The following is a 25,578-nucleotide window of genomic DNA, read 5'->3' as shown; positions in this document are numbered from 1 at the left end:
ACACACGTACCGGAGAGCGATGGCCGATATCCGGACACCTGGCCTCCGAAATGGAGTTGACGGAACTTGACGAAAAGCCCGGACCCCCACAGTGCCTGTGGGGGTCCGGGCTCTTGTACTGACGCAGTGTCAGCCGAGAGCGACGTAGATCACAGGACCGTGATCTACCCCGCCGACATCGGCGTCATGCGGCGCTCGCGTCAGGCGTTCTTGGCGCGCGAGGACGCGCGGCCACGCGCGTTCTGGTCGAGGATCACCTTGCGGATGCGCACGGCCTCCGGGGTGACCTCGACGCACTCGTCGTCGCGGCAGAACTCCAGGGACTGCTCCAGGGAGAGCTTGCGCGGCGGGACGATCGCCTCGAAGGAATCGGCCGAGGAGGAGCGCATGTTGGTGAGCTTCTTCTCCTTGGTGATGTTCACGTCCATGTCGTCGGAGCGCGAGTTCTCGCCGACGATCATGCCCTCGTACACCTCGGTGCCGGGCTCGGTGAACAGCACACCGCGCTCCTGGAGGTTCGTCATCGCGAAGGCGGTGACGGCACCGGCGCGGTCGGCGACCAGGGAGCCGTTGTTACGGGTGACCAGCGGGCCGAACCACGGCTCGTGACCCTCGTGGATCGAGTGGGCGATGCCCGTGCCACGGGTCTGCGTCAGGAACTCCGTACGGAAGCCGATGAGGCCACGGGACGGAACGACGAACTCCATGCGGACCCAGCCGGAGCCGTGGTTCGACATGTTGTCCATGCGGCCCTTGCGGACGCCCATGAGCTGCGTGACCGCACCCATGTGCTCCTCGGGGACGTCGACCGTGAGGCGCTCGACCGGCTCGTGGATCTTGCCGTCGACCTCCTTGGTGACGACCTGCGGCTTGCCGATGGTCAGCTCGAAGCCCTCGCGGCGCATCTGCTCGACCAGGATGGCGAGCGCGAGCTCACCACGGCCCTGGACCTCCCAGGCGTCCGGGCGCTCGGTGTCGAGGACGCGGAGCGAGACGTTACCGATCAGCTCGCGGTCCAGACGGTCCTTCACCTGGCGGGCGGTGACCTTGCGGTTCTTGACCGCGGCCTTGGCGTCCGCGCCCTTGCCCGTGCCACCACGGCCGACGAGCGGCGAGGTGTTGGTGCCGATGGTCATGGAGATGGCCGGCTGGTCGACCGTGATCAGCGGCAGCGCGATCGGGTTCTCCGGGTCGGCCAGGGTCTCGCCGATCATGATGTCGGGGATACCGGCGACGGCGCAGATGTCACCGGGGCCGGCGACCTCGGCGGGCTTGCGGGTGAGCGCCTCGGTCATCATCAGCTCGGTGATGCGGACGTTGGAGATGGTGCCGTCACGCTTGATCCACGCGACCGTCTGGCCCTTGCGCAGCTCGCCCTGCTCGACGCGGAGCAGCGCGATGCGGCCGAGGAAGTTGTCGGCGTCCAGGTTGGTGACGTGCGCCTGGAGGGGGGCCTCCTCGTCGTACACCGGGGCCGGGACGTGCTCCAGGATCGCGGAGAAGAACGGCTCCAGGTTGTCGCTGTCCGCGGGAACCGTGCCGTTCTCCGGCTTGGTCAGCGAGGCGATGCCGTCACGGCCGCAGGCGTAGACGATCGGGAACTCGATCTGGTCCTCGTCGGCGTCCAGGTCCAGGAACAGGTCGTAGGTCTCGTTGACGACCTCGTCGATCCGGGAGTCCGGGCGGTCCGTCTTGTTGATGCAGAGGATGACGGGCTTGCGCTGCTGGAGCGCCTTGCGCAGCACGAAGCGGGTCTGCGGGAGCGGACCCTCGGAGGCGTCCACGAGGAGGACGACCGCGTCCACCATCGACAGACCGCGCTCGACCTCGCCACCGAAGTCGGCGTGGCCGGGGGTGTCGATGATGTTGATCGTGATCGGGGCCCCGCCGTCCTTGGGGTGATACTTCACCGCCGTGTTCTTGGCGAGGATCGTGATGCCCTTCTCACGCTCCAGGTCGTTCGAGTCCATCATGCGGTCGTCGAGCTGCTGGTGGGCGGCGAAGGCACCGGCCTGCTTGAGCATGGCGTCGACGATGGTCGTCTTGCCGTGGTCGACGTGGGCGACGATGGCGACGTTACGGATGTCGTGGCGCGTGGGCATGGGTGCTTGCGCTTCTCTCGGATCGTGGGATGCGGCGTCAGTTCCTCGTACGCCCGCCGGGCGGACGCGCCACGGCTATGTCCTATGGTACGGGGCTGCCGCGCAAGGGGCTTCCCCGGCCAAGATCCGAGAGTCTCTGCTGTGGGTGGTGCAGGGTGTGGGGGAGGTCGTGCGACCGGGTCAAAGGGCCGACGCGATCCTGCCCGCCGGGTTCACCGGCGGGCAAGGAAATTGAGCTGGTTCTGAGGTTGTGACCTGCGGTTACATAGCTTTCATGGGCTTTTCGCGGTTCTAGCGGTTGCGTTCGGCGCCCTTGGACGTGCTGGCCTTCTTGAAGCCGATGTCCTGGTACCGGGGAGCGGCGAGACCCCAGGCTCCGGCGTTCACCAGATCGGCCTTCGCGGCGACGAGCTGCGGCCGCTGGTAGAGCGGGATGGAGCCGGCGGCGGCCCAGATCCGGGCGTCGGCCTGACGCACCAGGTCACGGGCCTCCTCCTCGTCGAGCGTCCCCGCCGCCTGGTCGAACAGCTGGTCGATGCGGTCGGTGCCGACCCGCGAGTAGTTCTGCTCGACCAGGAGGGAGCCGTCCGAGGCGGGCTCGGGCTTGGCGAAGATCGGCCGGGCGTCGGTCGCCGGGAAGGCGGAGGCCGGCCAGGAGTAGAGGGCGAGGTCGTAGTCGCCCGAGGCGATGTGGTCCTTGAAGAAGCTCTCGTCGGAGACCTTGGTCACCTCGGTGCGGATGCCGACGGCGTCGAGCATCCGGACGATCCGGTCGCCGACCGCCCGCAGCGACTCGGAGCCGGGGCCGGAGGGCAGGACGAAGCGGAGGCTGAGCGCCTTGCCGTCCTTGCCGAGGGCCTTGGCGGCGTCCGGGGCCGTCACCGGGGCGGCGGTGCCGCGCGGGGCGTAGGCCCCGGCGACGCCCTTGTCCGTCCGGGCGACCGACTGGGCGGCGCGGGCGGCGCCCGTACCCGTGTCGAGGGCTTCGGCGCGGGCCAGCAGCGCGGCGCTCTGCCGGGCGGCCGCGGGGGCGGGGGCGAGGATGTTGGTGCCGTTCTCGGGGCCGCCCGCGCCGATGACGGGGGCGGGTGCGGCGCGGCGCTCGCCCGGCTTGTCGTCGCCGACGATGTAGAGGCCCTCGTCGGATGCGGTGTCGCTGTCCTTCTTCTTGGCGTCGGTCTTGGTGGCGTCGGTCTTGGTGGCGTCCGACTTGGTGGAGTCGGTCTTGGTGGAGTCGGCGTCCGTGGAGCCGGTCTTCTCCCCCTTCTCCGCCGCCGCCTTCTTCTTCTCGGCCTCGCTGCCCGCCTTCGTGCCCGCCTCCGCGGGCTTCCGCTCGGCGCCGCCCGGCACCCAGCCCGCGTCGGCGAGCAGCGCCCGTGCCTCCTTGGTGTCCTGGTCGCCGAGCGCGTCGCTGCTGTCCGCGTAGGCGGCCTGGCCGGCGAGGGCGAGGTGGCTGCCGGGGGGCCGGGCCGGGAGGCCGAGCGGCTTGAGTACGGATTCGGCCAGTTCCTGGCGGTTGATCGCGCGGGCCACCGCGCGGCGTACCCGCTCGTCGGCGAGCGGCCCGGACTCGCCGTTCAGGGAGAGCTGGGTGTAGGCGGGTTCCAGGGACTTGCGGACGACGTACTTCGCCAGGATGTCCTGGGCGCTCGCGTACTCGGCGATGGCCTTCTGGTTCTTCTCGCGGGCGGCCTGGACCTCCTCCGCCTTCTCCTCGTCGGAGCCGTGGGCGAGGGCCCAGGACTTCAGGGCCTTGGAGGGGGTGATGGAGGAGCCGGGGCCGTGGGCGAGGGCCGCCTGGGCGCCGCTGCGTCCGGCGCGGGCGTCGCGGAGCGCGAGCGAGATCCGCTCGGCGGTGGAGCGATCGATCTCGGCCAGGTCGAGGGTGCCGGCGGCGAGTGCCGCGGCCCGCTCGGCGCGGGGGACGGCCTTGAGGACGACGCTGTCGAGCTTGGCGGGCTGGCCCCACCAGCGGGGGTTGCGGGCGAGCGTGACGTCGCCGTTCTTGCGGTCGATCGACTTCAGCAGGAACGGTCCTGCGGTGGCCTTGAGGGTGGTGCGGGCCCCGTCGTTGAAGGAGTTCGGGGAGCCCATCACCTGCTTCGGGTAGAGCGGGGTGAAGAGGGACTGCCAGTCGGCGTAGGGCTTGGAGAAGGTGACCCGTACCTCCAGGTCGTTCTTGCCCCGCTCGATCTTCTCGATCCGCTCGTAGCCGGAGTTCCGGGCGGTCCAGTACGCGGTGTCCCGACCGCTCAGCGCCCGCCACTGCGCCACGAAGTCGGGCGCCCCGATCTCGCGTCCGTCGCTCCACACCGCCTGCTGGTTGAGCTTGTAGAGGACGACCTGCTTGGGCTCCGTCTCGACGACCTGCGCGGACTCCAGGTAGTCCTCGTTCAGCCGCGGCCGGCCCCGCTCGTCGAGCGTGTAGAGGGAGGGGAGCACGGCTCCGGCGATCCGGGAGGTGGTGCCGTCGGCGTCGGCCTGGAAGGTGTTGAGGGTGGTGGGCACCGCGTCGACGGCCCAGCGGAGGGTGCCTCCGTCGGCGACCTTGTCGCGTGCGGCGGGCGCGTTGTCCTGGGCCGCGGCCGGGGTCTCGTCGGCCTCGTCGCCCGAGCTGCAGCCGGCGAGCACGGTGACGGCGAGGACGGCGCTGGTGAGGGTCGCGACGGAGCGGAGCGTGCGGGAGCGGGGGCTCCTGGAGCATGTCCTCCCGCGGGGGGCGCCGATCTGGGACATGACTTGTACCCCTTCGTCCAGATTCATTCCATTTGGAGATGATCACACCTATTGCTCATACACTGAAAAGGACGGAGCGGATCCGGCCACGGCGACACGGCGGCACGTCCGGAAAACCCCACTCGTGCGGCCCAACCGCCGGAGCAAGGAGCGCTCCGGACGAGTGGAATCCGGTGCACATGGCTTCCCAAGCGGGATGTGACGCGCAACACTCCTGCCGAAGCCGCTCGCGGAAGTGAGGGCAAACCATGTCCGTTCAGGACGATCTGGCAGCCGTCAAGCGCAGCCTCGAAGACCTGGTCCGCACGGTCGGACAGCTGGAGCGCTCCGTCACGGCCGAGGGCGGCGCACCCGCCGCGCCGGCCGCCGGCCGCGCCGAGAGCCTGGTGACCATTCCCGACACCCCGTACGACAGCGGGCTGTGGACGGACACGGACGACGAAGGACTGGGAGCACGCGACCGCCACGCGCCGTGATCCCGGGCGACGGCGGCGTCCGACCGTAGGAGCCGACCCCAGGAGGGCCTGTTGGCCACAGGTACGGAACCCCCCGGAACCGACCCAACCGCCACGGGGGTGCGCTCCCCGGGGCGCGCCGCCATCTCCGCCCGCCACCTGCGCACCGACCGCTGGTGGCTCGCCCCGGCCGCCACCGCCGCCGGACTGCTCGCCTTCGTCGCCTACTCGACCTGGCGGGCCTTCGCCAACGCCGACTACTACGCCGCGCCCTACGTCTCGCCGTTCTACTCGCCCTGCCTCGCGGAGAACTGCGTCCCCATGCGCGGCGGACCGAACTGGGAGGTCTTCGGCAGCTGGTGGGGCCTCTCCCCCGCCCTGCTGATCCTGGTCTTCCCGCTGGGCTTCCGGCTGACCTGCTACTACTACCGCAAGGCGTACTACCGGGGCTTCTGGGCCGCTCCCCCGGCCTGCGCGGTGGCCGAACCCCACCGCGCGTACACCGGCGAGACCCGCTTCCCGCTCCTCCTGCAGAACCTCCACCGCTACTTCTTCTACGCGGCGCTGCCGGTGGCCGGAATCCTCACGTACGACACCGTGCTCACCTTCAGGAACGCCGACTACGCCTGGGGGCACGCCGGGCTCGGAACCCTGATCTTCCTCGTCAACATCGTCCTGATCTGGGCGTACACCCTCTCCTGCCACTCCTGCCGGCACATCGTCGGCGGACGCCTCAAGCACTTCTCGAAGCACCCCGTCCGCTACCGGCTGTGGAGCTGGGTGGGCCGGCTGAACGCCCGTCACATGCTCCTCGCCTGGGCCTCCCTCATCAGCGTCGCCCTCTGCGACCTGTACGTGTACCTGCTCGCCACCGGCACCTTCGACGACCCGAGGTTCTTCTGAGATGACGCACGTCGAGCGAGAGCAGTGGGACGTGGTCGTGGTCGGCGCGGGCGGCGCCGGACTGCGGGCCGCGATCGAAGCACGCCGCGCGGGCGCCCGTACGGCCGTGATCTGCAAGTCCCTGTTCGGCAAGGCGCACACCGTGATGGCCGAGGGCGGCATCGCCGCCTCCATGGCCAACGTCCACCCGCAGGACGACTGGAAGACCCACTTCCGCGACACCATGCGCGGCGGGAAGTTCCTCAACCAGTGGCGGATGGCCGAGCTGCACGCCCAGGAGGCCCCCGAGCGGGTCTGGGAGCTGGAGACCTGGGGCGCGCTCTTCGACCGCACCCCCGACGGCCGGATCTCGCAGCGGAACTTCGGCGGCCACGAGTACCCGCGGCTCGCCCACGTCGGCGACCGGACCGGCCTCGAACTGCTCCGCACCCTCCAGCAGAAGTCCGTCGGCCTCCAGCAGGAGGACCACCGCGAGACCGGCGACCACGAGGCCCGCCTCAAGGTCTTCCAGGAGTTCACCGTCACCCGCGTCCTCAAGGACGCGGACGGCGGGGTCTCCGGGGTCTTCTGCTACGAGCGGGAGAGCGGCCGCTTCCTCGTCCTCGAGGCCCCCGCCGTCGTCCTCGCCACCGGCGGCATCGGCAAGTCCTTCAAGGTGACCTCGAACTCCTGGGAGTACACCGGCGACGGCCACGCGCTCGCCCTGCTCGCCGGAGCGCCGCTGGTGAACATGGAGTTCGTGCAGTTCCACCCGACCGGCATGGTCTGGCCGCCGTCGGTGAAGGGCATCCTCGTCACCGAGTCCGTCCGCGGCGACGGCGGGGTCCTGCGGAACTCCGAGGGCCGGCGCTTCATGTTCGACTACGTCCCCGACGTCTTCAAGGAGAAGTACGCGGAGACCGAGGAGGAGGGCGACCGCTGGTACGAGGACCCCGACCACAACCGCCGCCCGCCCGAGCTGCTGCCGCGCGACGAGGTCGCCCGGGCCATCAACTCCGAGGTGAAGGCGGGACGCGGCTCCCCGCACGGCGGGGTGTTCCTCGACGTGTCGACCCGCATGCCGGCCGAGGCCATCCGGCGCCGGCTGCCCTCGATGTACCACCAGTTCAAGGAACTGGCCGACGTCGACATCACGGCGGAGGCGATGGAGGTCGGACCCACCTGCCACTACGTGATGGGCGGCGTCGCCGTCGACTCGGAGACGGCGGCGACGGTCGGCGTGCCGGGGCTCTTCGCCGCCGGCGAGGTCGCCGGCGGCATGCACGGCTCCAACCGGCTCGGCGGGAACTCCCTCTCCGACCTGCTGGTCTTCGGCAGACGAGCGGGGCTGCACGCCGCGCGGTACGCGCTGTCGGGGGCCGGCGGCGGGGTCGTGGCCGCCCAGATCGAGGCCGCGGCGGCGGAGGCCCTCGCTCCGTTCGACGGCCCCGGCGACGGCGAGGGCGCCCCGGAGAATCCGTACACCCTCCACCAGGAACTCCAGCAGACCATGAACAACCTCGTCGGGATCATCCGGCGGGAGGGCGAGATGGCCGAGGCCCTGGAACGGATCGCCGCCCTGCGGGCCAGGTCCCGGCGGATCGCGGTCGAGGGCCATCGGCAGTTCAACCCCGGCTGGCACCTCGCCCTCGACCTGCGGAACATGCTCCTCGTCGGCGAATGCGTGGCCCGCGCCGCCCTGGAACGCACCGAGTCCCGCGGCGGACACACCCGCGAGGACTATCCCGCCATGGACCGCGCCTGGCGCCCGGTGAACCTGCTCTGCCGCACCGACGGCGACGGCATCGCCCTGGAACGGACCCGCACCGAACCCGTACGGCCCGACCTGCTCGCCCTGTTCGAGCCGGAGGAGCTCGCCAAGTACCTCGCCCCGAGCGAGCTGGAAGGCCTGGAAGGGGGTCTCGGCGCATGAGCACGTACGACGCGCGGTTCCGGGTGTGGCGGGGGGACACCGACGGCGGCGCCCTCACCGACTACACCGTGGAGGTCCACGACGGCGAGGTCGTCCTCGACGTCGTGCACCGGCTGCAGGCCACCCAGGCGCCGGACCTCGCGGTGCGCTGGAACTGCAAGGCGGGCAAGTGCGGCTCGTGCTCGGCCGAGATCAACGGCCGGCCGCGGCTGCTCTGCATGACCCGGATGTCGGTGTTCGCCCGGGACGAGGTGATCACCGTGACCCCGATGCGGGCCTTCCCCGTCGTGCGCGACCTGGTGACCGACGTGTCCTTCAACTACGCGAAGGCCAGGGAGGTCCCGGCGTTCGTGCCGCCCGCCGGGGTGGCACCCGGCGAGTACCGGATGCGGCGGGAGGACGTCGAGCGCTCGCAGGAGTTCCGCAAGTGCATCGAGTGCTTCCTGTGCCAGGACACCTGCCATGTCGTCCGCGACCACGAGGAGAACAAGGCGGCCTTCGCCGGGCCCCGTTTCCTCATGCGGGTCGCCGAGCTCGACATGCACCCGCTGGACGCGGCGGAGGAGGCCGGGATCGACCGGCGGCGGTCGGCACAGGAGGAACACGGCCTCGGCTACTGCAACATCACCAAGTGCTGTACGGAGGTGTGCCCGGAGTCCATCCGCATCACCGACAACGCCCTGATCCCGCTGAAGGAGCGGGTCGTGGACCGGAAGTACGACCCGCTCGTGTGGCTGGGCAACACGATCAGGCGGCGGAGGACGCCGTAGCGCCGGGGTCCGGGGCGGTCTCGGGATCGGCGCCGGGGTGGGCATCGGGGTCCGCGCCGGCGCCCGCGTTCCAGCGGCCGAGGAGCGGTTCGGCGAGGGTACGGGCGGGGAGGCAGAGCGTCTGACCGTGCCGGGCGAAGAGCTCGTCGCGGGAGGTGAAGCGGCCCAGGTCCGTCCGCAGGTGGGCGGAGAGGTCGCACGGCGCCGCTCCGGCGCACGCGGCCGGGGCGTCCCAGTCGACGCCGGTCCGTGCCACGGCCTCGAACAGGGTCTCCGCACCGGAGTTGGTGAAGGCGCCCGCCCTGGACACGGGTGCGGCCGGCTGCGCGTCCGCGAAGAGCTCCGCGATCGGGACCCACGTGCCGTCGAGCAGGAACTCGGGCCACGCGAGCAGCACCTCCTCGGGCACGAAGGGGCGCAGCTTCGGGAAGCGCGGGTACCAGAAGGCGCCGTCCACGAGAAGGCCCCGCACCCGGGTGGGCACGCCGATCGACCGGGCCACCGCCTCCAGGACCGCCATCCGCTGACTGCACGAGCCGCGCCCGAGCCGCAGCGTCCGCGACACCCGGCGCAGGTCCTCCACGGAGTACACCGGCCGCACCGTGGCGGCGATGATCCCGTGGGCGGTCCGGAGCCGGTCGAGGTCGGTCGTCGCGCCCCGCTCGTCCGCCGCCCGCCGTACCCGCCCCACGAACGCGACGACCCGGGGGTGCGCCAGGTCGAGGATCGCCGTGGCCCTGGTCGCCCCGGCGGCCTCCGCAGTCGGGGCGGTACCGGCCGTCGGGGCGGTACCGACCGTCGGGGCGGTCCGGGCACGGCCCGGGCCGGTGGTCCGGAAGGGTCGGACGGGCATCAAGAGACGGCTGGTCATGGCGTACTCCCCCGGTGCGCGGCGCCGGACGGCGCCGAGGGCTCCATCCTCCTCCTGCCCCTCCTCCCCCGGTGCGCGGGGGTCAGTGCCAGCCGGCGCGGTAGGCCGCCCAGTCGCCCTCCTCCGCGGCGAAGTCGACGTACAGCGCGACGCCGAACCGCTCGCGGCCGGGGTCGGTGCGCCCGAGGCCGAGTCTGACGCCCCGGACGGCGGCCTCGACGGTCTCCGCGTTCTCGTGGTGGCCGAGGTCGTCCTCGTGGAAGAAGGGGAGCCCCATCAGCAGGTCGGTCGTCTCCGGGGTCACTTCGAGGGCGAGGCTCGTCTGCTGGGCGACGTACCCGCCGTAGAGGCTCTCCAGCGGCATCCAGGTGTCGTACGACATGACGGCGATCTGGTCGACCCGCCGGGCGACCTGGCCGAAGAACTCCTGCGACCACCACTTCTCGCTGCCGCTCAGCGCGCCGTTCACCGTGTGCAGGCCCGGCAGCGGGTCTATCTGGTGCGCGGCGATCGAGAGCTGTGCCTTTCTCGGCCGGGTGACCTTCCCGAGGTCGTCGAGGAGGGAGAGGTAGTCGGCGTCGTCCGAGAGCAGCGGCTCCAGGTCGAAGTGGACCCCGTCGAAGCCGGTGTCGAGGATCTGCCGGGCCGAGGTGACCACGGCCGCGCGAGACTCGGCCTTCTCCAGGTGCAGTCCGTTCGGCCCCTCGGTGGCGAGGACGTCGCCGAGCCAGGCCTGCACCCGTATCCCCGGCATCGTGCGGTGCACCGCGTCGATGAACCACTTCGCGCGGGGATACCGGGCGGCGGGCAGGGTTCCGTCGTGCTCCAGCGGTCCGGCGTGGACGTACAGGTCGCGGATGCCCGTGCCCTTGATCCGCGCCGCGAAGGCGGTCAGGTCGGCGTCCTTCTTCCGTCCGTCGACCCAGGCGTGGCCGAGCCACACGGCGTCCTTGCTCCGGGTCCTCGCGTCGTCCCTGAGGTCACCCGCGTAGCTGACGCGCAGTGCGAGCGCGCCGAACAGCGGGGGCACCACGAGCAGGAGGACGAGACCGAGCACCCACCAGCGCCCCCGTCGCCACATTCCCCTCAGCCGTCCACTCACCCGAGCCCCCCAAGAGTCGTCGTGTCACTGATCCCACCGCTTCACACCGTAGCGGTGACTACCGACAGTGACGTCGGCCTGTGGAGAACGGTTTCCGTCCGGACCGATCATCGGAAATTCCGAGGAACGATCGACCGGATATCAGCCCGATCTCCCGGTCGCGAAGCCGCATACACGGACATAGCCTCCTTTTTGTGACGCGAACAGCCACCCGAGCCCTCCTCGCGGTACTCGTGGCGGCGTGGTGGCTCCTCGTGCCCGCCGTACACGGTGCCCATGCCGACGACCCCGTCGTCCTGTCCCGCGACGGCCAGATCACCGACCGGGTGGACGCCCTCGGCGACCGCCGTGCCTCCGTGGTCCAGGCCCTCGACCGGCTCTACGACGATCGCCGCGTCCAGCTCTTCGTCGTCTACGTACGCGACTTCTCCGGCCGCACCGGCCAGGCCTGGGCGGACGCCACGGCCGAGCGCAACGGCCTGGGGCTCGACGACGTCCTGCTCGCCGTCGCCACCCACGACCGCCAGTACGGCTACACCGCCGACCCGGCCTCGCGCCTCACCCAGGCCCAGCTCGACGACGTGGCCCAGACCGCGATCGAACCGGCGCTGCGGCAGAACGACTGGGCGGGCGCCGCGATCGGCGCGGCCGACGGATACCGCGCCGTCCTCGCCGGTCAGCCCGTCCCCGCCCCCGCCATCACCCCCGGCCCCGCCGACCCGGGCGGCGCGACCGACGACGGCGCCTCGGCGACCGACCTCGTCCTGCCCGTGGTCCTCGTCGGCGGCGCCGGGGCCGTCGCCGCCTACGCGTACACCAAGCGGCGCCGGCGGACCGAGACCCGCACCACGCCGCAGGGCGGCCAGGGCTGGGGCGCCCCGAAGGCCCCCGCGCAGCCCACCCTCGAAGAACTCGACGGACAGGCCCGCCGGTCGCTGGTCGCCACCGACGACGCCGTCCGCACCAGTCAGGAGGAACTCGGCTTCGCCACCGCCCAGTTCGGTGACGAGGCCGTACGCCCCTTCACCGAGGCCGTCGCCTTCGCCGAGGAGCAGCTGACCGCCTCGTTCCGGCTGCGGCAGAAGCTCGACGACGCCTTCCCCGAGGACGACGCGACCCGGCGGAACATGCTGGAGGAGATCCTGCGCCGCTGCGCCGAGGCGGACGCCCGCCTGGACGCCGAGAGCGAGGACTTCGACCGGCTGCGGGCCCTGGAGCGGACCGCGCCCGAGGCCCTCGCCTCGGTCGAGGCCGCCTTCCGGGAGCAGACCGGGCGGGTGGGCACGGCGGAGGCCACCCTGACCGCGATGCGCGAGCGGTACGCGGAGTCGGCCGCCGCGCCCGTCGCGGGCGACGTCGAACAGGCCAAGGACCGGCTCGTCTTCGCGACGACCCACGTCAACCAGGCACGCCAGCAGATCGACGCCGGTGACAACGGCGGGGCCGCCGTCCACATCCGGGCGGCCGAGGGCGCCGTGGACCAGGCGGGCCGGCTGATCGACGCCGTGGACCGGCGGGCGCAGGAACTCGCCGAGGCCGTCGGCCAACTGCCCGGGGCGGTCTCGGAGACCGACGCGGACCTCGCGGACGCCCGCGGCCTGCTGCGCGGGACCACGGAGGGGGTGTCCACGGCCGACCTCCAGGGCCGGATCGCACGCGCCGAGTCGGTGCTCGCCGAGGTGCGGCGGGTCATGGCCGCGGGACGGTACGACCCGATCGACACCCTGCGCAGGATCGAGGAGGCCGACGCGGCGCTCGACGAGGCACTGGAGGGCGCGCGGGAGCGCGAGTCGGGCAGCCGGCGCGCCCGCGCGCTCCTCGACCAGGCGATGCTGACGGCCCGCTCGGCGATCGGGGCGGCCTCGGACTACATCACCACGCACCGGGGCGCGGTGGGCAGCGAGGCCCGGACGCGCCTGGCGGAGGCCGGGCGCCGCTGGGAGAAGGCGCGTGCGCTCGCGGAGGCCGGCGACCCGCAGACCGCCCTCGCGGAGGCCCAGCAGGCGGACGCCCTCGCCCGGCGCGCCCAGGACCTCGCCGAACAGGACGTGCGGACGTATGGGAACCCGAACGGCATGGGCGGTGTATCAGGAGTGGGCGGAGGAGGTGGCGGGCTCGGCGGGGCCGTGCTCGGCGGCATCATCCTCGGCGGACTGTTCGGCGGGGGAAGGGGAGGCGGACATGGGGGGTTCGGTGGAGGTTCGGGCGGGGGTTTCGGGGGCGGAGGTTTCGGCGGCGGGCCCGGCAGCTTCGGTGGCAGCGGCACGCGCGGCCGGCTGGGCGGCGGAGGCCGTTTCTGAGGGCGGCGCGGTCCGCGCCCTCCCCCTTTCTGTCCCTCTCAAGGAGAAGAGCCATGAGCAAGCAGACCATCCTCGGCCGGGTCACCCAGCTGGCCAAGGCCAACATCAACGCGCTGCTGGACCAGGCGGAGGATCCGCAGAAGATGCTGGACCAGCTCATCCGCGACTACGCGAACAACATCGCGGAGGCGGAGGAGGCGGTGGCGACGACCATCGGAAACCTCCGGCTGATGGAGCAGGACCACCAGGAGGACGTGGCGGCGGCGCGGGAGTGGGGCGACAAGGCGCTGGCCGCCAGCCGGAAGGCGGACGAACTGCGGGCCGGCGGGCAGACGGCGGAGGCGGACCGCTTCGACAACCTGGCGAAGGTGGCGCTCGGCCGCCAGCTCCAGTCGGAGAAGGAGGCGCGGACGGCGGAGCCGACGATCGCGGCCCAGTCCGAGGTGGTGCTGAAGCTCAGGACCGGCCTGGACCAGATGAAGGCGAAGCTGGGCGAGCTCCAGGCGAAGCGCGACGAGCTGGTGGCCCGCGCCAGGTCGGCGCAGGCGCAGAACACGATGCTGGACGCCGTGAAGAACATCGACGTGCTCGACCCGACCAGCGATCTGGCCCGGTTCGAGGACAAGGTGCGCCGGGAGGAGGCGCGGGCGATGGGCAAGCAGGAGCTGGCCGCCTCCTCGCTGGACGCCCAGTTCGAGCAGCTGGACGCGCTGGGCGACAGCGCCGAGATCGAGGCCCGGCTGGCGGCGCTCAAGCGCTGATCCTGTCCTGGTTCCGGCGCGCGGCCGCGTGGGGCCGGCGCCGGTCAGAACATGCTGAGGAGCTGTTCCACCGTGGGTTCCGCCGCCCCTTCGCCGTCCGGCAGGGCCAGTTCGAACCAGACGGTCTTGCCGCGCGGGGTGCGGCGCGAGCCCCAGGAGGAGCTGAGCAGCCCGACGAGCTGGAGGCCGCGGCCGCCCTCGTCGGTGTCCTTGGCCCGGCGGCGCCTCGGCTGGACGAGGCCGGAGTCCCAGACCTCGCAGACGAGGGTGCGGTCGCGAAGCAGCCGCAGCCGGATCTCCCCCTCGCCGTAGCGGAGCGCGTTGGTGACGAGTTCACTGACGAGGAGTTCGACGGTGTCGACGAGTGGTTCCAGGTCCCAGGCCTTGAGCTGGGTGCGGGCGAGCTCGCGGGCCCGGCCGACCGAGCGGGGTTCCCTGGGCAGCCGCCAGTCGCCGACCGACTCGCTGGGGAGCCCCTGGATCCTGGCCATGAGGAGGGCGATGTCGTCCTCGCCGTGCTCGGTGTCCAGGCTGTTCAGGACCCGGTCGCAGACGTCCTCCAGGGGGCGGGCCGGGTCGGTGAGGGCGCGCCGGAAGGCGCTCAGGCCCTCGTCGAGGGGATGGTCGCGGGACTCGACGAGCCCGTCGGTGTAGAGGGCGAGCAGGGCGCCCTCGGGGAGTTCGACCTCGACCTCCTCGAAGGGTTCGCCGCCGACCCCGAGCGGCATCCCGGGGGGTACGTCGAGGAGCAGGGCCTCCTCGCCGGGTTCGACGAGCACCGGCGGCAGGTGCCCGGCGTTGGCGAAGGTGCAGCGGCGGGTGACCGGGTCGTAGACCGCGTAGACGCAGGTGGCGAGGTAGACCTCGGAGAGTTCGGGGCCGCGGGACTTGTGGCTCCGGGACTGCTGGGCGCCGATGGGGGCGCCCAGGCCGCGGGCGATCTCGTCGAGGTGGGAGAGGACCTCGGCCGGCTCCAGGTCGAGCTGGGCGAGGGTGCGGACGGCGGTGCGCAGTTCGCCCATGGCGACGGCGGCGCGCAGGCCCCGGCCCATGACGTCCCCGATGACGAGGGCGGTGCGGTGGCCGGGAAGTTCGATGACGTCGAACCAGTCGCCGCCGACCTCCGTGGCGGCGGTGCCGGGAAGGTAGCGGCAGGCGATGTCGAGTCCGGCGGCCTCGGGGTCGCCGGGCGGGAGCAGGCTGCGCTGGAGGATGAGGGCCCGCTCGTGCTCGCGTCGGTACAGCCGGGCGTTGTCGATGCAGACGGCGGCGCGGGCGGCGAGTTCGACGGCGAGGGCCCGGTCGCGCTCCCCGAAGGACTCGCTGCCCTTGGCGCGGGAGAACTGCACGAGGCCGACGACGGTGTCGTGGGCGACCATCGGGACGACGAGGGTGGTCTGGACGAGGTCGCCGTCGGCGCCGGGCACGGTCCGCAGCCGGCCGGTGCGCAGGGCCCCGGCGCAGGGCGAGTTGAAGGAGTAGCGGTGGACGGCCCCGACCTCGATGGGTTCGGGTCCGCAACAGCCGCTGCCGGGGCCGTGGCCCTCGTCCGTTCTGAGCGGCGTGTCGGAGACGGCGCTGGCGACGGCGACCCTGCGGAGTTCGGCGCTGCCGGCCCCGTAGCCGATGTCGTGGGAGCTTCCCCACCGGCCTGGCGGTGCCTCGTCGCCGGTGAGCAGGCCCTGGTAGAGGTCGACGGAAGCCAGGTCGCAGAAGCCAGGGACGGCGACGTCGAGGAGTTCGCGGGCGGTGGCCTCCAGGTCGAGGGAGTTGCCGATGCGGGCTCCGGCCTCGTTGAGGAGGGCGAGGTTGCGGCGGGCGCTGGCGGCTTCCCTTGCGGCGTTGTGCCGGCGGGTGACGTCGATGCCGAGGCCGGCGACGCCGATGGGGCGGCCGGAGCCGCTGTGCACCCGGTAGAGGTTGATGGACCAGTGGCGGCGGTCCCGGGCGCCGGGCGCGGCGCCGACTATCTCGAAGTCGGTGACGGACTCGCCGGTTTCCAGGACGCTCTTCAGCGCGGCGGTCATCCGGTCGGCCTCGGGCCGGTTGAGGTAGTCGTGCACGGTCCGGCCGCGGTGGTCGTCGGCGGAGCCGCCGAAGACGGTGGCGAAGCGCCGGTTGGCGCGCTTCACGGTGAGGTCCGTGCCGAAGAGGAGAAAGCCGAAGGGGGATTGGCCGAATATCGCCTGGGAGGCGGCAAGGTCTGTCTCGATGCGGCGGAGGGCGCGCACGTCCACGACGATGCAGAGCGCGGCCCGCTCCCCGGTCTGGGTCTCGCTCGGCATGACGTACATCTCGGCGATGCCGTGGGGCCGGTCCTCGCCGGGCATCCGGAAGGGGACGAGGCCTGTCCACTCCTTGCCGTCGAGGATCTCCCTGACCCGCCGGTGGCCCCGCTCGCGCAGGTCGGCGGGCATGAAGGCCTCGACGGGGTCCTTGCCCCGCGCTTCCTCCGCGGTGACCCCGAAGAGGTCCACGGCGCGTCGGCTCCACTGCTCGACGAGCCCGTCGGGCCCGATGGAGAAGGACGCCACCCGGATGTAGTCATAGATGGAGCCGGGCGGGCTGCTCTGCCACACGACGCCGCCACTCGCCTTCTCAGGTATCTCGCTCACGCGACCGTCCCCTCCAGCTCACCGCACCGGACCGGCCATGCCCGCAGTATTCAATACGGCAGGCCCCGACGGCACGACGTTCACGATCACAGGGTGGTCTCGGTCGCTTCGCGCCGGGTACCGGTGATCGTTGTCCCACCCTGTTTACTCACCAGGGAGAGCCAGCTCGAACCATACGGTTTTGCCTGCCCTTCCCTTACGGGTTCCCCAGCGGCGGGCGGAACAGGCCACGAGACCGAGCCCGCGGCCTCCCTCGTCCTCGGGTCCCGGGACCCGCTCGGTCGGCGGATCCGGAAGCGGATCGGAAACCTCCACGAGCAGCGCGGGCGGGTGGGCGGGGTCGGCGCCGTCGCGCCGGGGGCGGACGAGCCGGACCCCGATGGGCCCGGAGGCGTACCGCAGGGAGTTGGTCACCAGCTCGCTGACCAGCAGGACGGTCACATCGCCGAGGGTCGAGTCGAGCTCCCAGGCCCGCAGGGTCTCGCGCACGGCGTGCCGGGCCGTGCGCACGGCGTTCGCCTCCGCGGGGAAGTGCCACTCCACGCGGTCGCCGTCGGTGTCGATCACACCCGATCACTTCCCCAGCCGTGCGTCAGCAGGAAGGCCCACGTCCTCTTTCAACGGGTCAATCTGGACATACCCGAAATATGGGGCGGGATATCGCGCTGGGCGCAGCAGCGGGCGCACGGTGGCACGAACGGCGTAGAGACTCAGTCGCGCGCCCCGGCGTCGGGCGCCGGGAGCCACCGCGCGGCCTCGGCCACGGCGGGGCGGTCCTGGTCGAGCCAGTCGACCGAGTCGAGCTCGGATCGGGAGAGCCAGCGCAGCTCGTCGTGGTCCTCAAGGGGGCGCGGCTCCCCGGAGAGCAGCCGGGCGGTCCACACCCGCAGGACGTATCCGGGCTTCAGCGGCCACTCGCCGGGGATGCGCTCGCCGGGCTCGACGTCGACGCCGAGTTCCTCCCGCAGTTCGCGGACCAGGGCCGCTTCGGGGCTCTCGCCCGGTTCGAGCTTGCCGCCGGGCAGTTCCCAGCGGCCGGCGAGCTCGACGGGGGCGCTGCGGCGCGCGGCGAGCAGCCTCCCCCCGTCGTACAGGGCGCCCGCGACGACGACCACGACGGGTTCGTGGGGCGCGGCGGGTTCGGTGGTGCGTTCCGTCATGGGCGCGAGCGTAGCCCGGCGGTGCGGCCGACCGCCGGGGCCGGCACGGCCGACGGGGTCAGAGGGCGGGGCTGCCGATGCGCTCGACCGAGTAGAGCTGCTTGTGGCCGCGGTCGTCGAGGCTGTCGGCGATCTTCTGGGCTTCGTCCTTGGTCGCGTACCGCCCCACCCGGTAGCGGTTGCCGTTGTCGTCCTGCCGAATGACGAGCCAGGCGAGCACGGGGCCGCTCTCGGTCATCAGGCTTCTCCCTCCGCCGGTCCGGTGGCCGCTAAGGATCTCCGGGAAACCGCAATGCGCATATGCCGGAGCTTACGCCTGACCTTCACACAGCGGATACGGATTTACACAAAGAGATACGGATCGGCCGGGAACCGACGAAGGGAGGCCGAAGGCCCACGCCTCGGGGCGCCGCGGGGCGCACGGGCGGCGCGAACATCGGTACGGACGCCGGCCCGGCCGGCACCGCCGCCGACGCGCGCGTCGACGCGCGCGACCCGGGAGCCGGCACGGGCCCACCCCGCACCGACGGGGCCCTGCGGCCCCAATTCAGGCAGCGGGCCCCCCGCCAGCGCGGGGCCCGACACCGGCCCGTTCACGGCGCCGAGGGCCGGAGGGCCGGGGTAGCGGCCGAGCCTGAGCCGCTCGGAACGGCGGACGCCGACGCCTTGAGCGACGCGGCCGCAGCGGCTGGCGCGGCGTCCGTCAGAGGCCACTTCGGCGGACCGGAAGGGGGCACAAAAGGCGGCAGTGGACGGCGCAGGCGGGACAGGGGGCGATGGCGGGCCGACAGGCCTGACGGGAGGCAGGGGCAGGCAGGCCGGACGAGCGGCCATGGCCGGCCGGCAGGTTGGGCGGGAGGCAGTGGCGGGCCGGCAAGTTGGGCGGGAGGCAGTGGCCGGCCGGCAGGTCGGACGGGAGGCGGGAGTGCGGTGGGTCAGCGGACGGGGAGGTGGTACGTGAGGCGGTAGCGGTCGGCGGGGACCACTACGTCGGCCGTCTCTACGGCGCGGCCCGAGGCGTAGTACGTCCGCTCCACGACCATCACCACGTGGCCGGGAACGCCGCCGAGCGCCAGGAGTTCCTCGGCGAGGCCCGGCCGGGCCCCGACCTCCTCCACCACGTTGTCCACGACCACGTCGATGGCCGCCATCCGCTCGACGACTCCGCAGCCGCCCAGCGGCCCCTCCTCGGGCAGCATGACCGGCGTCCTGCCGGTGACGGCGAGCGGCTCCCAGGAGGTGGCGACCATCATGGGCTCGCCCCCGTCCCGGTACACGTACCGCGTGCGCATCACGCGCTCCCCCGGCTCGATGCCGAGCCGCTCGGCCACTTCGGCGCTCGCCGGCTCCTGCTCGCTGCGCGACTCCCAGGTGCCGCGGGCCCCTTCGGCGGCCTGCTCCTGCCGGAAGGAGCTGGCGCCGGACGCCGGGCGGTACCCGGAGCGGGCGATCCGGCGGGGCACCGGACGCTCCCGCACATAGGTGCCGGAGCCCGAGCGCCCCTCCACGAGCCCTTCGGCCATGAGCACCTTGCGGGCTTCCAGCGCGACGGTGTCCGACACCCCGTACTCCTCGCGGATGCGCGCCTGCGAGGGGAGTCGGGTATGCGGCGGAAGCGAGCCGTTCGCGATCTTCTCCCGCAGATCGCTCGCCACGCGGAGATAGGCGGGCTGCTCACCGAACGTCACTGGACACTCCCCTCAGGTTGACTTACAGCTACAGCGTGGCAACCCTCGGTCGCGATCCGCAAGCATGGGCCAAAGTTTCACTCGAAGTGATGACACCGAGATCACACCTCTTGCTACCCACGGTCACCCCGACTAGGCCGCGTCGCACCCCTCGATCCGCATGCCCGCACCCCTTGACCTCATTGGTACAGACCAATACGTTCCTCGGTGCACGCTCCATCGCACGCTCCACCGCACGCGCCCTCCCGCCTCGCACAGGAACGAGCCCATGCGTCCCAGAGCCATGACCAAGCTGACCTTCGGTGCGGCCGCCGCGGCCACTCTCGGTCTCCTCGCCACCCTGGCCCCCACCGCCGACGCGCACCAGCCCTCCGGGCACAAGCCCGAGCTGAAGCGGATCGGCTACTTCACCCAATGGGGCATCTACGGAAGGAACTTCCAGGTCAAGGACCTGGAGACGAGCGGCACGGCCGCCAAGCTCAGCCACATCAACTACGCCTTCGGCGTGGTCGGCCCGGACGGCAAGTGCCTCATGGGCAACGCGCCCGGCTCCGACCCCTGGGCCGACTACGTGCGCCCCGTCGACGCCGCCACCTCGGTGGACGGCGTGGGTGACACCGCCGACCAGCGGCTGGCCGGAAACTTCAACGAACTGCGCGAGCTCAAGGCCAAGAACCCGGGCCTCAAGGTGATGATCTCGCTGGGCGGTTGGAGCGGCTCGGCGCACTTCTCCGACGCGGTGCGCACCGACGCAGGACGCAAGACCCTCGTCGCCTCCTGCATCGACACGTACATCAAGGGCAACCTGCCCGTCGACGGCGCCCGCGGCGGCGCCGGGGCGGCCGCCGGGCTCTTCGACGGCGTGGACCTGGACTGGGAGTGGCCCGGCTCGGACGGCGCCCCCGGGAACGTGATCCGCCCCGAGGACAAGCCCAACTTCACCAAGCTGGTACGGGAGTTCCGCACCCAGCTCGACGCCTACGGCCGCTCGCTGCCGAAGGCGCAGCGCAAGCACTACGAACTCAGCGCGTACGTGCCGACCGCGCCCGCCAAGATCGACGCGGGCTTCGAAGTCGCCAAGATCATGCGGGACTTCGACTTCGTGAACCTCCAGGGCTACGACTTCCACGTCTCCGGCGAGAAGGCGACGGCCCAGCAGTCCGCGCTCTTCGCCAAGGACGACTTCAGCGTCGACCAGACGGTCAAGGCCTGGCTGCGGCGCGGCGCCCCCGCCCACAAGCTGGTGGTCGGCATGCCGTTCTACGGCCAGGGCTGGACGGGCGTCTCCGGCGGCGGCGACGGCCTCGGCCAGCCGGCGACCGGCCCCGCCCCGGCGACCTGGGTGGCGGGCTCGGAGGACTACAAGTACCTGAAGAAGCTGGCGGATTCGGGGACGTACAAGCTGTACCGGGGTTACCGGAACGGGCACGCCTGGCTCTTCGACGGCACCAACCTGTGGACGTACGACGACCCGACCGTGCTGCGCACCAAGGCGTCCTACGTCCGGCAGAACGGGCTCGGCGGCGCGATGGTCTGGTCCCTGGACGGGGACACCCCGGACGGCGAGCTGATCACCGCCATCGACCGCGGCCTGACCCGCCGCTGAGACCGGCGCGCCGGTGGCCGTCGACGGCACCCGGCACGCCCGCACCCGCCCCGGCCGCCGCTTCCCCTCGCGGCGTCCGGGGCCCCTGGACCGCGGACCGGCCCCGCCGCTCGCGGTGGCCCGGGGAGCGGCGGCTGGTCACGGGCCGCCGCCGACCGGCCCACCGCCCGGTCCGCACCCGACGGGGCCGGGCCTCCCTCGGGAGCCCCGGCCCCGTCCACGTAACCCTGCCCGGACGGAGACTCGGGCAGCGGCTCAGGCCGAGGTGCCCGGGCCTTCCGGGGCGGTGCCGGTCAGGCCGAGCGCGGTCCGGGCGGCCGCGCTGTCGGGAACGGACTCCCAGGCCGTGTCGTACGCCTTCCAGTAGGCCTCCGCGTCGGCGGCCGTGGCCAGCTTGAGCCACTCCTTCGAGCAGACTCCGAGCTCCTTGCGGAGGGCGGTGAGCTCGTCGTCGGCGGCGGCGGGCCAGGTGTGCCGCCCGAGCCCGGCGTACGCCGCGTTGATCGTCGAGAGCTGCTCCATGGCCCACGCCTTGTTCGCGGCGAAGTCCTCGTCGGGGTCGTCGTCCGGCTCGCGGTACATGACCGTCTCGATCGGGTTGACCGTCTTCAGGAAGTACATCTGGTGGGCGTCGAGGGTGCTCGCGTCGGAGCGCACGGACCCGCTGAAGGGCCGCTTCTCGCTGGCGAACGCGCAGGTCACCGTGCGGTCACCGGCCCGCCAGCTCTGCTTGCTCGGCAGGTAGTAGAAGAGCCCCGCGTCGCTGGGGACGGCCCAGGTGTCCATCGCGTACGCGGTGTTGATCGCTTCACAGCGCTTCACGGCGATCTTGTCGATCGCGCCCTCGCCCGGCCACGCGTCGAAGCCGGTGACCTTGAAGCCGCCGGTCACCTCGCCCCCGTGCGGACGGGCGCAGTCGACGATGTCGACGTCCGTCGTGTACTCCTCGAGTTCGCCGTCGACGCTGAAGCACTGACCGGTCCTCAGGGAGAACGCCGACTTCGACCGGGACGCCTCGTCCACGCCCTTCTTGAAGCCGCTCCAGGCCGACGTGAAGCTGCCGGTCGCGATGCCGATCACGAGGAGCAGGCAGCTGAGGGCGGAGAGGAGGATGCCGGCGACGGCGAGCCCCTTGCCCGCCTGTTCGCGCTTCCTGATCTGCGGGAGGGCGATGAGGCCGAGGATCAGCCCGAGCGGCGGCAGGCAGCAGACGACGCCGGCGACGAGGGAGCCGATGGCCAGACCGTTGGTGGTGCGCCGCGGCTGCCCGTACGGCCCGGCTCCCGGCCCGCCGGGCCCGCCGGGCGCCCCGGGGTAGGGGCCGGCCGCGTACGGGATGCCCGGGGAGGTGTACGGCCCCGGGGCGGGCCACGCCCCCTGCTGCGGCCCTCCCTCGGGGGACGGAGGCGGCGGGGGCGGCTGGTTCGGCTCCACGGGTACGGTGCTCCTGTTGGGGGCGTGCGACGCGAACAAACGATCGGTCGCGCATCGTACGTGGCGAGGCGGACACCCGACGCACGCGGGCCGCCTCCGGCGCACGCCGGGCCGCCTCCGGCGCACGCGCGGCCGACTTCCACGCACGCGAGGTGAACTTCCCGCCTCCGGCGCACGCGGGCAGACGGAAGGGGCGGTCGCCCGAAGGCGGCCGCCCCTCACTGTTCACGCTCCGGCGGGGTCAGGGCCTCAGAACTGCAGGGCCCAGGAGTCGATCTTGCCGGTGTCGGCGTTCGCGTTGTCCGTGACGCGGAGCTTCCACGTGCCGTTGGCGACCTCCGAGGAGGCGTTCACGCTGTACGTGGTGTTGATGTTGTCCGAGCTGCCGCCGGTGCCGAAGGCCTTCAGCGTGTACGCCGAGCCGTCGGGGGCGATCAGCTGGATCTGGAGGTCACCGATGTAGGTGTGGACGATGTTCACCGGGACCTGGAGGGCGGCGGGGGCGTTGCCGCTGACGCCGCTGACGGTGACCGGGGACTCGACGGTCGCGTTGTCGGCGATGGCGTAGTCGGCGGTGTTCTCGAACTTCGGGCCGGGCGGGGTGGTGGTGCCGCCGCCGACGTAGAGCAGCCGGTTCGGGGAGCCGGAGCCCGGGTTGGTGACGACGTTCGGGGTGGCGGCGGTGGTGAGGGCCGTGGAGACCTGCGCCGGGGTGGCCGTCGGGTTGCCGGCGAGGTAGACGGCCGCGGCGCCCGCGACGTGCGGGGTCGCCATCGACGTACCGGAGATGGTGTTGGTGGCGGAGTCGCTGGTGTTCCAGGACGAGGTGATGGAGGAGCCCGGGGCGAAGATGTCCAGGACCGTGCCGTAGTTGGAGAAGCTGGAGCGGGCGTCGGTGTTGGTCGTGGAGCCGACGGTGATGGCCTCGGTGACGCGCGCCGGCGAGTAGTTGGAGGCGTTGGAGCTGTCGTTGCCGGCCGCGACCGCGTACGTGACGCCGGAGGCGATCGAGTTGCGGACGGCTGCGTCGAGGACGGTGTCGACGCCACCGCCGAGGCTCATGTTGGCGACGGCCGGCTTCACGGCGTTCCGCGTGACCCAGTCGATGCCCGCGACGACCTGCTCGGTCGTGCCGGAGCCGGAGTTGTCGAGGACGCGGACGCCGACGATCTTCGCCTTCTTGGCGACGCCGTACGAGGTGCCCGCGACCGTGCCGGCGACGTGGGTGCCGTGGCCGTGGCCGTCCTGGGCGGTGTTGTCGTTGTCGATGGCGTCGTAGCCGTAGGAGGCGCGGCCGCCGAAGTCGCTGTGGGTGATGCGTACGCCGGTGTCGATGATGTACGCCGTCACGCCCTGGCCCGCGGTGTCGGGGTAGGTGTAGCTCTGGTTCAGCGGAAGGGCCTTCTGGTCGATCCGGTCCAGACCCCAGGAGGGCGGGGAGGGCTGCGTGCCGTCGACGTGGAAGACGCGGTTCTGGACGACGGAGGTCACGGCGGGGTCGGCCGCGAGCTTCTTCGCCTGGGCCTCGGAGAGTTCGACGGCGTAGCCGTTGACGGCCGAGGTGTAGGTCCGCTTGATCTTCGCGCCGAACTTGGCCGCTACGGCCCGGCCCTTGGCGGTCTCCGCCTGCGCCGACTCGTCGAGGGTGACGATGTAGCTGCCCGCGATCGTGCCTTCGGCTCCGGCGTTCCCGATGACGCCTTCCGGGGCGGCCGGTGCGGCGGCGGCCGGGAGGGTGGAGAGGGAGCCGAGGGTGAGGGCGGCGACGGCGACGGCCGCGGCGGTGGCGGTTCGGCGCCGTGATCCACGCATCACTGACATGTGAGGGGTCCTCCTCATTGGTGGTGCGCTGCTGTGGGGGTACGGCAGGGACATGACAAGGCGACGTGGAGGCTCCACGCCGTCTCGAACATCCGGCTGCCGAGCGAAAGATTGGCTGATCCATAGGAATCTCACAAGGGTTGCCGACGGCCCGCAACACCCGCGCCACACAGCTGACATGCTGATCTTCATGACCGTCTACGTGTGCCCCCGCTGCCGGGCCCAGTCGCCCACGGACGCGCTCACCTGGTGTTGTCCCCACTGCCGTGGCCCCTGGGACCTGGAGTTCGCGAGTGAACCGGTTTCCCTCGCGTCACTCGCGTCACGGCGAAATTCATTGTGGCGTTACGAGGAGGCGCTGCCGCCGATGCCGTACGCGGCGGAGGTGACGCTCGGAGAGGGCCGCACGCCCCTCGTCCCCCTGGCGGAAGACGCCGAGGGATCGGTTTCCGCCAAACTCGACTTCCTCATGCCGACCCTGTCCTTCAAGGACCGCGGCGCCGTCATGCTCGCCGCCCACGCCCTCCGCCTCGCCCGGGCCGGCCGCCTCCGCCGGATCGTCGCCGACAGCAGCGGCAACGCGGGCACCGCCGTCGCCGCGTACGGCGCGCGGGCCGGACTCGACACCCTCGTCTACGTCCCCGAGGGCACCTCCCCCAAGAAGCTGGCACAGATCCGGGCCCACGGCGCCCAGGTCGTCGAAGTGCCAGGAGACCGCGAGGCCACGGCCCGCGCCGCCCGCGCGGCCGCCGACGAACCCGGCACCTTCTACGCCTCGCACGTGTACAACCCGTACTTCCTGCACGGCACCAAGACCTACGTCTACGAGCTCTGGGAGGAACTCGGCGGCCGCCTCCCCGACACGATCGTCGTCCCGGTCGGCAACGGCACCCTGCTCCTCGGCGCCGCCCTCGCCCTCGACGAACTGCACCGCCACGGGCTCACCGACAACCGGCCCACGCTCGTCGCGGTCCAGGCCGAAGCCGTCTCCCCGCTGGCCGCCGCCTTCCACGCCGGCGCCGACGAACTGGGCGCCCCCGCCCCCGCCCGCCCCACCCTCGCCGAGGGCATCGCCATCCCGGCCCCGCCCCGCGCCCACCAGATCCTCCGGGCCGTACGGGCCACCGGCGGCACGTTCCTGACGGTGCCGGAGGACCGGATCCGGGCCGCCCAACGGGACCTCGCCCGACGCGGCCTCTTCGTCGAATCCACCGGCGTGGCCTGCTGGGCGGCGGTCCAGGCGGCCGCACCGCGCCCCGGCCTCACGGTGGTGCCCCTGTGCGGGGCGGGGGCGAAGACGGGCCTGGCCCCCTGAACGGGGAGACGGCGCCCCTGACGAACC

19 protein-coding genes are annotated in these 25,578 nt (G+C 72.1%); 8 read left to right on the top strand and 11 right to left on the bottom strand.

The features are described from left to right. Positions 1-200: 200 nt before the first annotated feature. Entirely contained in the window at positions 201-2,102 is a 1,902-nt protein-coding gene (gene typA, locus DEJ43_RS23830) for a translational GTPase TypA (protein ID WP_015035945.1), read from the bottom strand. A 291-nt stretch (positions 2,103-2,393) separates the two neighbouring features. Next, entirely contained in the window at positions 2,394-4,838 is a 2,445-nt protein-coding gene (locus DEJ43_RS23825) for an ABC transporter family substrate-binding protein (RefSeq protein ID WP_015035943.1), read from the bottom strand. 248 nt (positions 4,839-5,086) lie between these two features. Between DEJ43_RS23825 and DEJ43_RS23820 the strand changes: the two genes are divergently transcribed. From DEJ43_RS23820 to DEJ43_RS23805, 4 genes are read left to right on the top strand one after another with little or no spacing between them, the layout of a single operon-like run. Beyond that, positions 5,087-5,314: a hypothetical protein gene (locus tag DEJ43_RS23820; protein WP_015035942.1), complete on the top strand. Its 228-nt coding sequence runs from the start codon at positions 5,087-5,089 to the stop codon at positions 5,312-5,314. Positions 5,315-5,365: 51 nt separating this feature from the next. Further along, positions 5,366-6,196, top strand: coding sequence for a hypothetical protein (locus DEJ43_RS23815; RefSeq protein WP_015035941.1), 831 nt, complete (start codon positions 5,366-5,368; stop codon positions 6,194-6,196). A gap of 1 nt (position 6,197) precedes the next feature. Beyond that, a complete protein-coding gene (locus DEJ43_RS23810) occupies positions 6,198-8,108 on the top strand; it encodes a fumarate reductase/succinate dehydrogenase flavoprotein subunit (protein ID WP_015035940.1) in 1,911 nt (636 codons plus the stop codon). Continuing rightward, positions 8,105-8,878 (top strand): succinate dehydrogenase/fumarate reductase iron-sulfur subunit, encoded by a 774-nt coding sequence (locus DEJ43_RS23805; RefSeq protein WP_015035939.1) that lies wholly within the window; start codon positions 8,105-8,107, stop codon positions 8,876-8,878. Before DEJ43_RS23810 ends, DEJ43_RS23805 begins: the two co-directional genes overlap by 4 nt. Here the strand turns inward: DEJ43_RS23805 and DEJ43_RS23800 are convergent. Continuing rightward, positions 8,856-9,749, bottom strand: a complete 894-nt coding sequence (locus DEJ43_RS23800; protein ID WP_015035938.1) for a transglutaminase domain-containing protein — start codon at positions 9,747-9,749, stop codon at positions 8,856-8,858. The two genes, DEJ43_RS23805 and DEJ43_RS23800, sit on opposite strands and share 23 nt — an antisense overlap. An 82-nt stretch (positions 9,750-9,831) precedes the next feature. Beyond that, positions 9,832-10,830, bottom strand: a complete 999-nt coding sequence (locus DEJ43_RS23795; RefSeq protein WP_015035937.1) for a glycoside hydrolase family 18 protein — start codon at positions 10,828-10,830, stop codon at positions 9,832-9,834. A 215-nt stretch (positions 10,831-11,045) separates the two neighbouring features. Here DEJ43_RS23795 and DEJ43_RS23790 point away from each other — a divergent pair, with 215 nt between their 5' ends. Further along, positions 11,046-13,151, top strand: coding sequence for a TPM domain-containing protein (locus tag DEJ43_RS23790; protein WP_015035936.1), 2,106 nt, complete (start codon positions 11,046-11,048; stop codon positions 13,149-13,151). Positions 13,152-13,204: 53 nt separating this feature from the next. Then, positions 13,205-13,912, top strand: a complete 708-nt coding sequence (locus DEJ43_RS23785; RefSeq protein WP_015035935.1) for a PspA/IM30 family protein — start codon at positions 13,205-13,207, stop codon at positions 13,910-13,912. A gap of 44 nt (positions 13,913-13,956) precedes the next feature. Here the strand turns inward: DEJ43_RS23785 and DEJ43_RS23780 are convergent, their stop codons facing one another. From DEJ43_RS23780 to DEJ43_RS23760, 5 genes are all read right to left on the bottom strand, one after another. Beyond that, complete coding sequence (locus DEJ43_RS23780; RefSeq protein WP_015035934.1) at positions 13,957-16,527, bottom strand: SpoIIE family protein phosphatase; 2,571 nt, start codon at positions 16,525-16,527, stop codon at positions 13,957-13,959. A 144-nt stretch (positions 16,528-16,671) separates the two neighbouring features. Beyond that, entirely contained in the window at positions 16,672-17,094 is a 423-nt protein-coding gene (locus DEJ43_RS23775) for an ATP-binding protein (protein WP_015035933.1), read from the bottom strand. A 143-nt stretch (positions 17,095-17,237) separates the two neighbouring features. After that, complete coding sequence (locus tag DEJ43_RS23770) at positions 17,238-17,687, bottom strand: (deoxy)nucleoside triphosphate pyrophosphohydrolase (RefSeq protein ID WP_015035932.1); 450 nt, start codon at positions 17,685-17,687, stop codon at positions 17,238-17,240. A 58-nt stretch (positions 17,688-17,745) separates the two neighbouring features. Next, entirely contained in the window at positions 17,746-17,925 is a 180-nt protein-coding gene (locus tag DEJ43_RS23765; protein WP_015035931.1) for an SPOR domain-containing protein, read from the bottom strand. Between the two features lie 697 nt (positions 17,926-18,622). Then, positions 18,623-19,375 carry a GntR family transcriptional regulator gene (locus tag DEJ43_RS23760; protein ID WP_015035930.1) on the bottom strand — a complete coding sequence of 251 codons (753 nt, stop codon included), beginning with the start codon at positions 19,373-19,375 and terminating at the stop codon, positions 18,623-18,625. Positions 19,376-19,643: 268 nt separating this feature from the next. On the opposite strand from DEJ43_RS23760, the gene DEJ43_RS23755 reads away from it, so the two are divergent. After that, positions 19,644-20,981, top strand: coding sequence for a glycoside hydrolase family 18 protein (locus DEJ43_RS23755; protein ID WP_015035929.1), 1,338 nt, complete (start codon positions 19,644-19,646; stop codon positions 20,979-20,981). A 255-nt stretch (positions 20,982-21,236) separates the two neighbouring features. Here DEJ43_RS23755 and DEJ43_RS23750 read toward each other — a convergent pair whose 3' ends face one another. Both DEJ43_RS23750 and DEJ43_RS23745 read right to left on the bottom strand, forming a co-directional pair. Next, complete coding sequence (locus DEJ43_RS23750) at positions 21,237-22,415, bottom strand: DUF4190 domain-containing protein (RefSeq protein ID WP_071891474.1); 1,179 nt, start codon at positions 22,413-22,415, stop codon at positions 21,237-21,239. Between the two features lie 249 nt (positions 22,416-22,664). After that, positions 22,665-24,236 (bottom strand): S8 family peptidase, encoded by a 1,572-nt coding sequence (locus DEJ43_RS23745; protein ID WP_015035928.1) that lies wholly within the window; start codon positions 24,234-24,236, stop codon positions 22,665-22,667. Between the two features lie 178 nt (positions 24,237-24,414). Between DEJ43_RS23745 and DEJ43_RS23740 the strand changes: the two genes are divergently transcribed. After that, on the top strand, positions 24,415-25,551 hold the full coding sequence (locus DEJ43_RS23740; RefSeq protein ID WP_015035927.1) for a pyridoxal-phosphate dependent enzyme: 1,137 nt from the start codon (positions 24,415-24,417) through the stop codon (positions 25,549-25,551). The last annotated feature ends 27 nt before the right edge of the window (positions 25,552-25,578 follow it).

Source organism: Streptomyces venezuelae ATCC 10712 (genome assembly GCF_008639165.1).
Taxonomy (GTDB): Bacteria; Actinomycetota; Actinomycetes; order Streptomycetales; family Streptomycetaceae; genus Streptomyces; species Streptomyces venezuelae.
The sequence above is the reverse complement of the archived record's forward strand: the minus strand, read 5'-3'. Positions and strand labels throughout refer to the sequence as shown.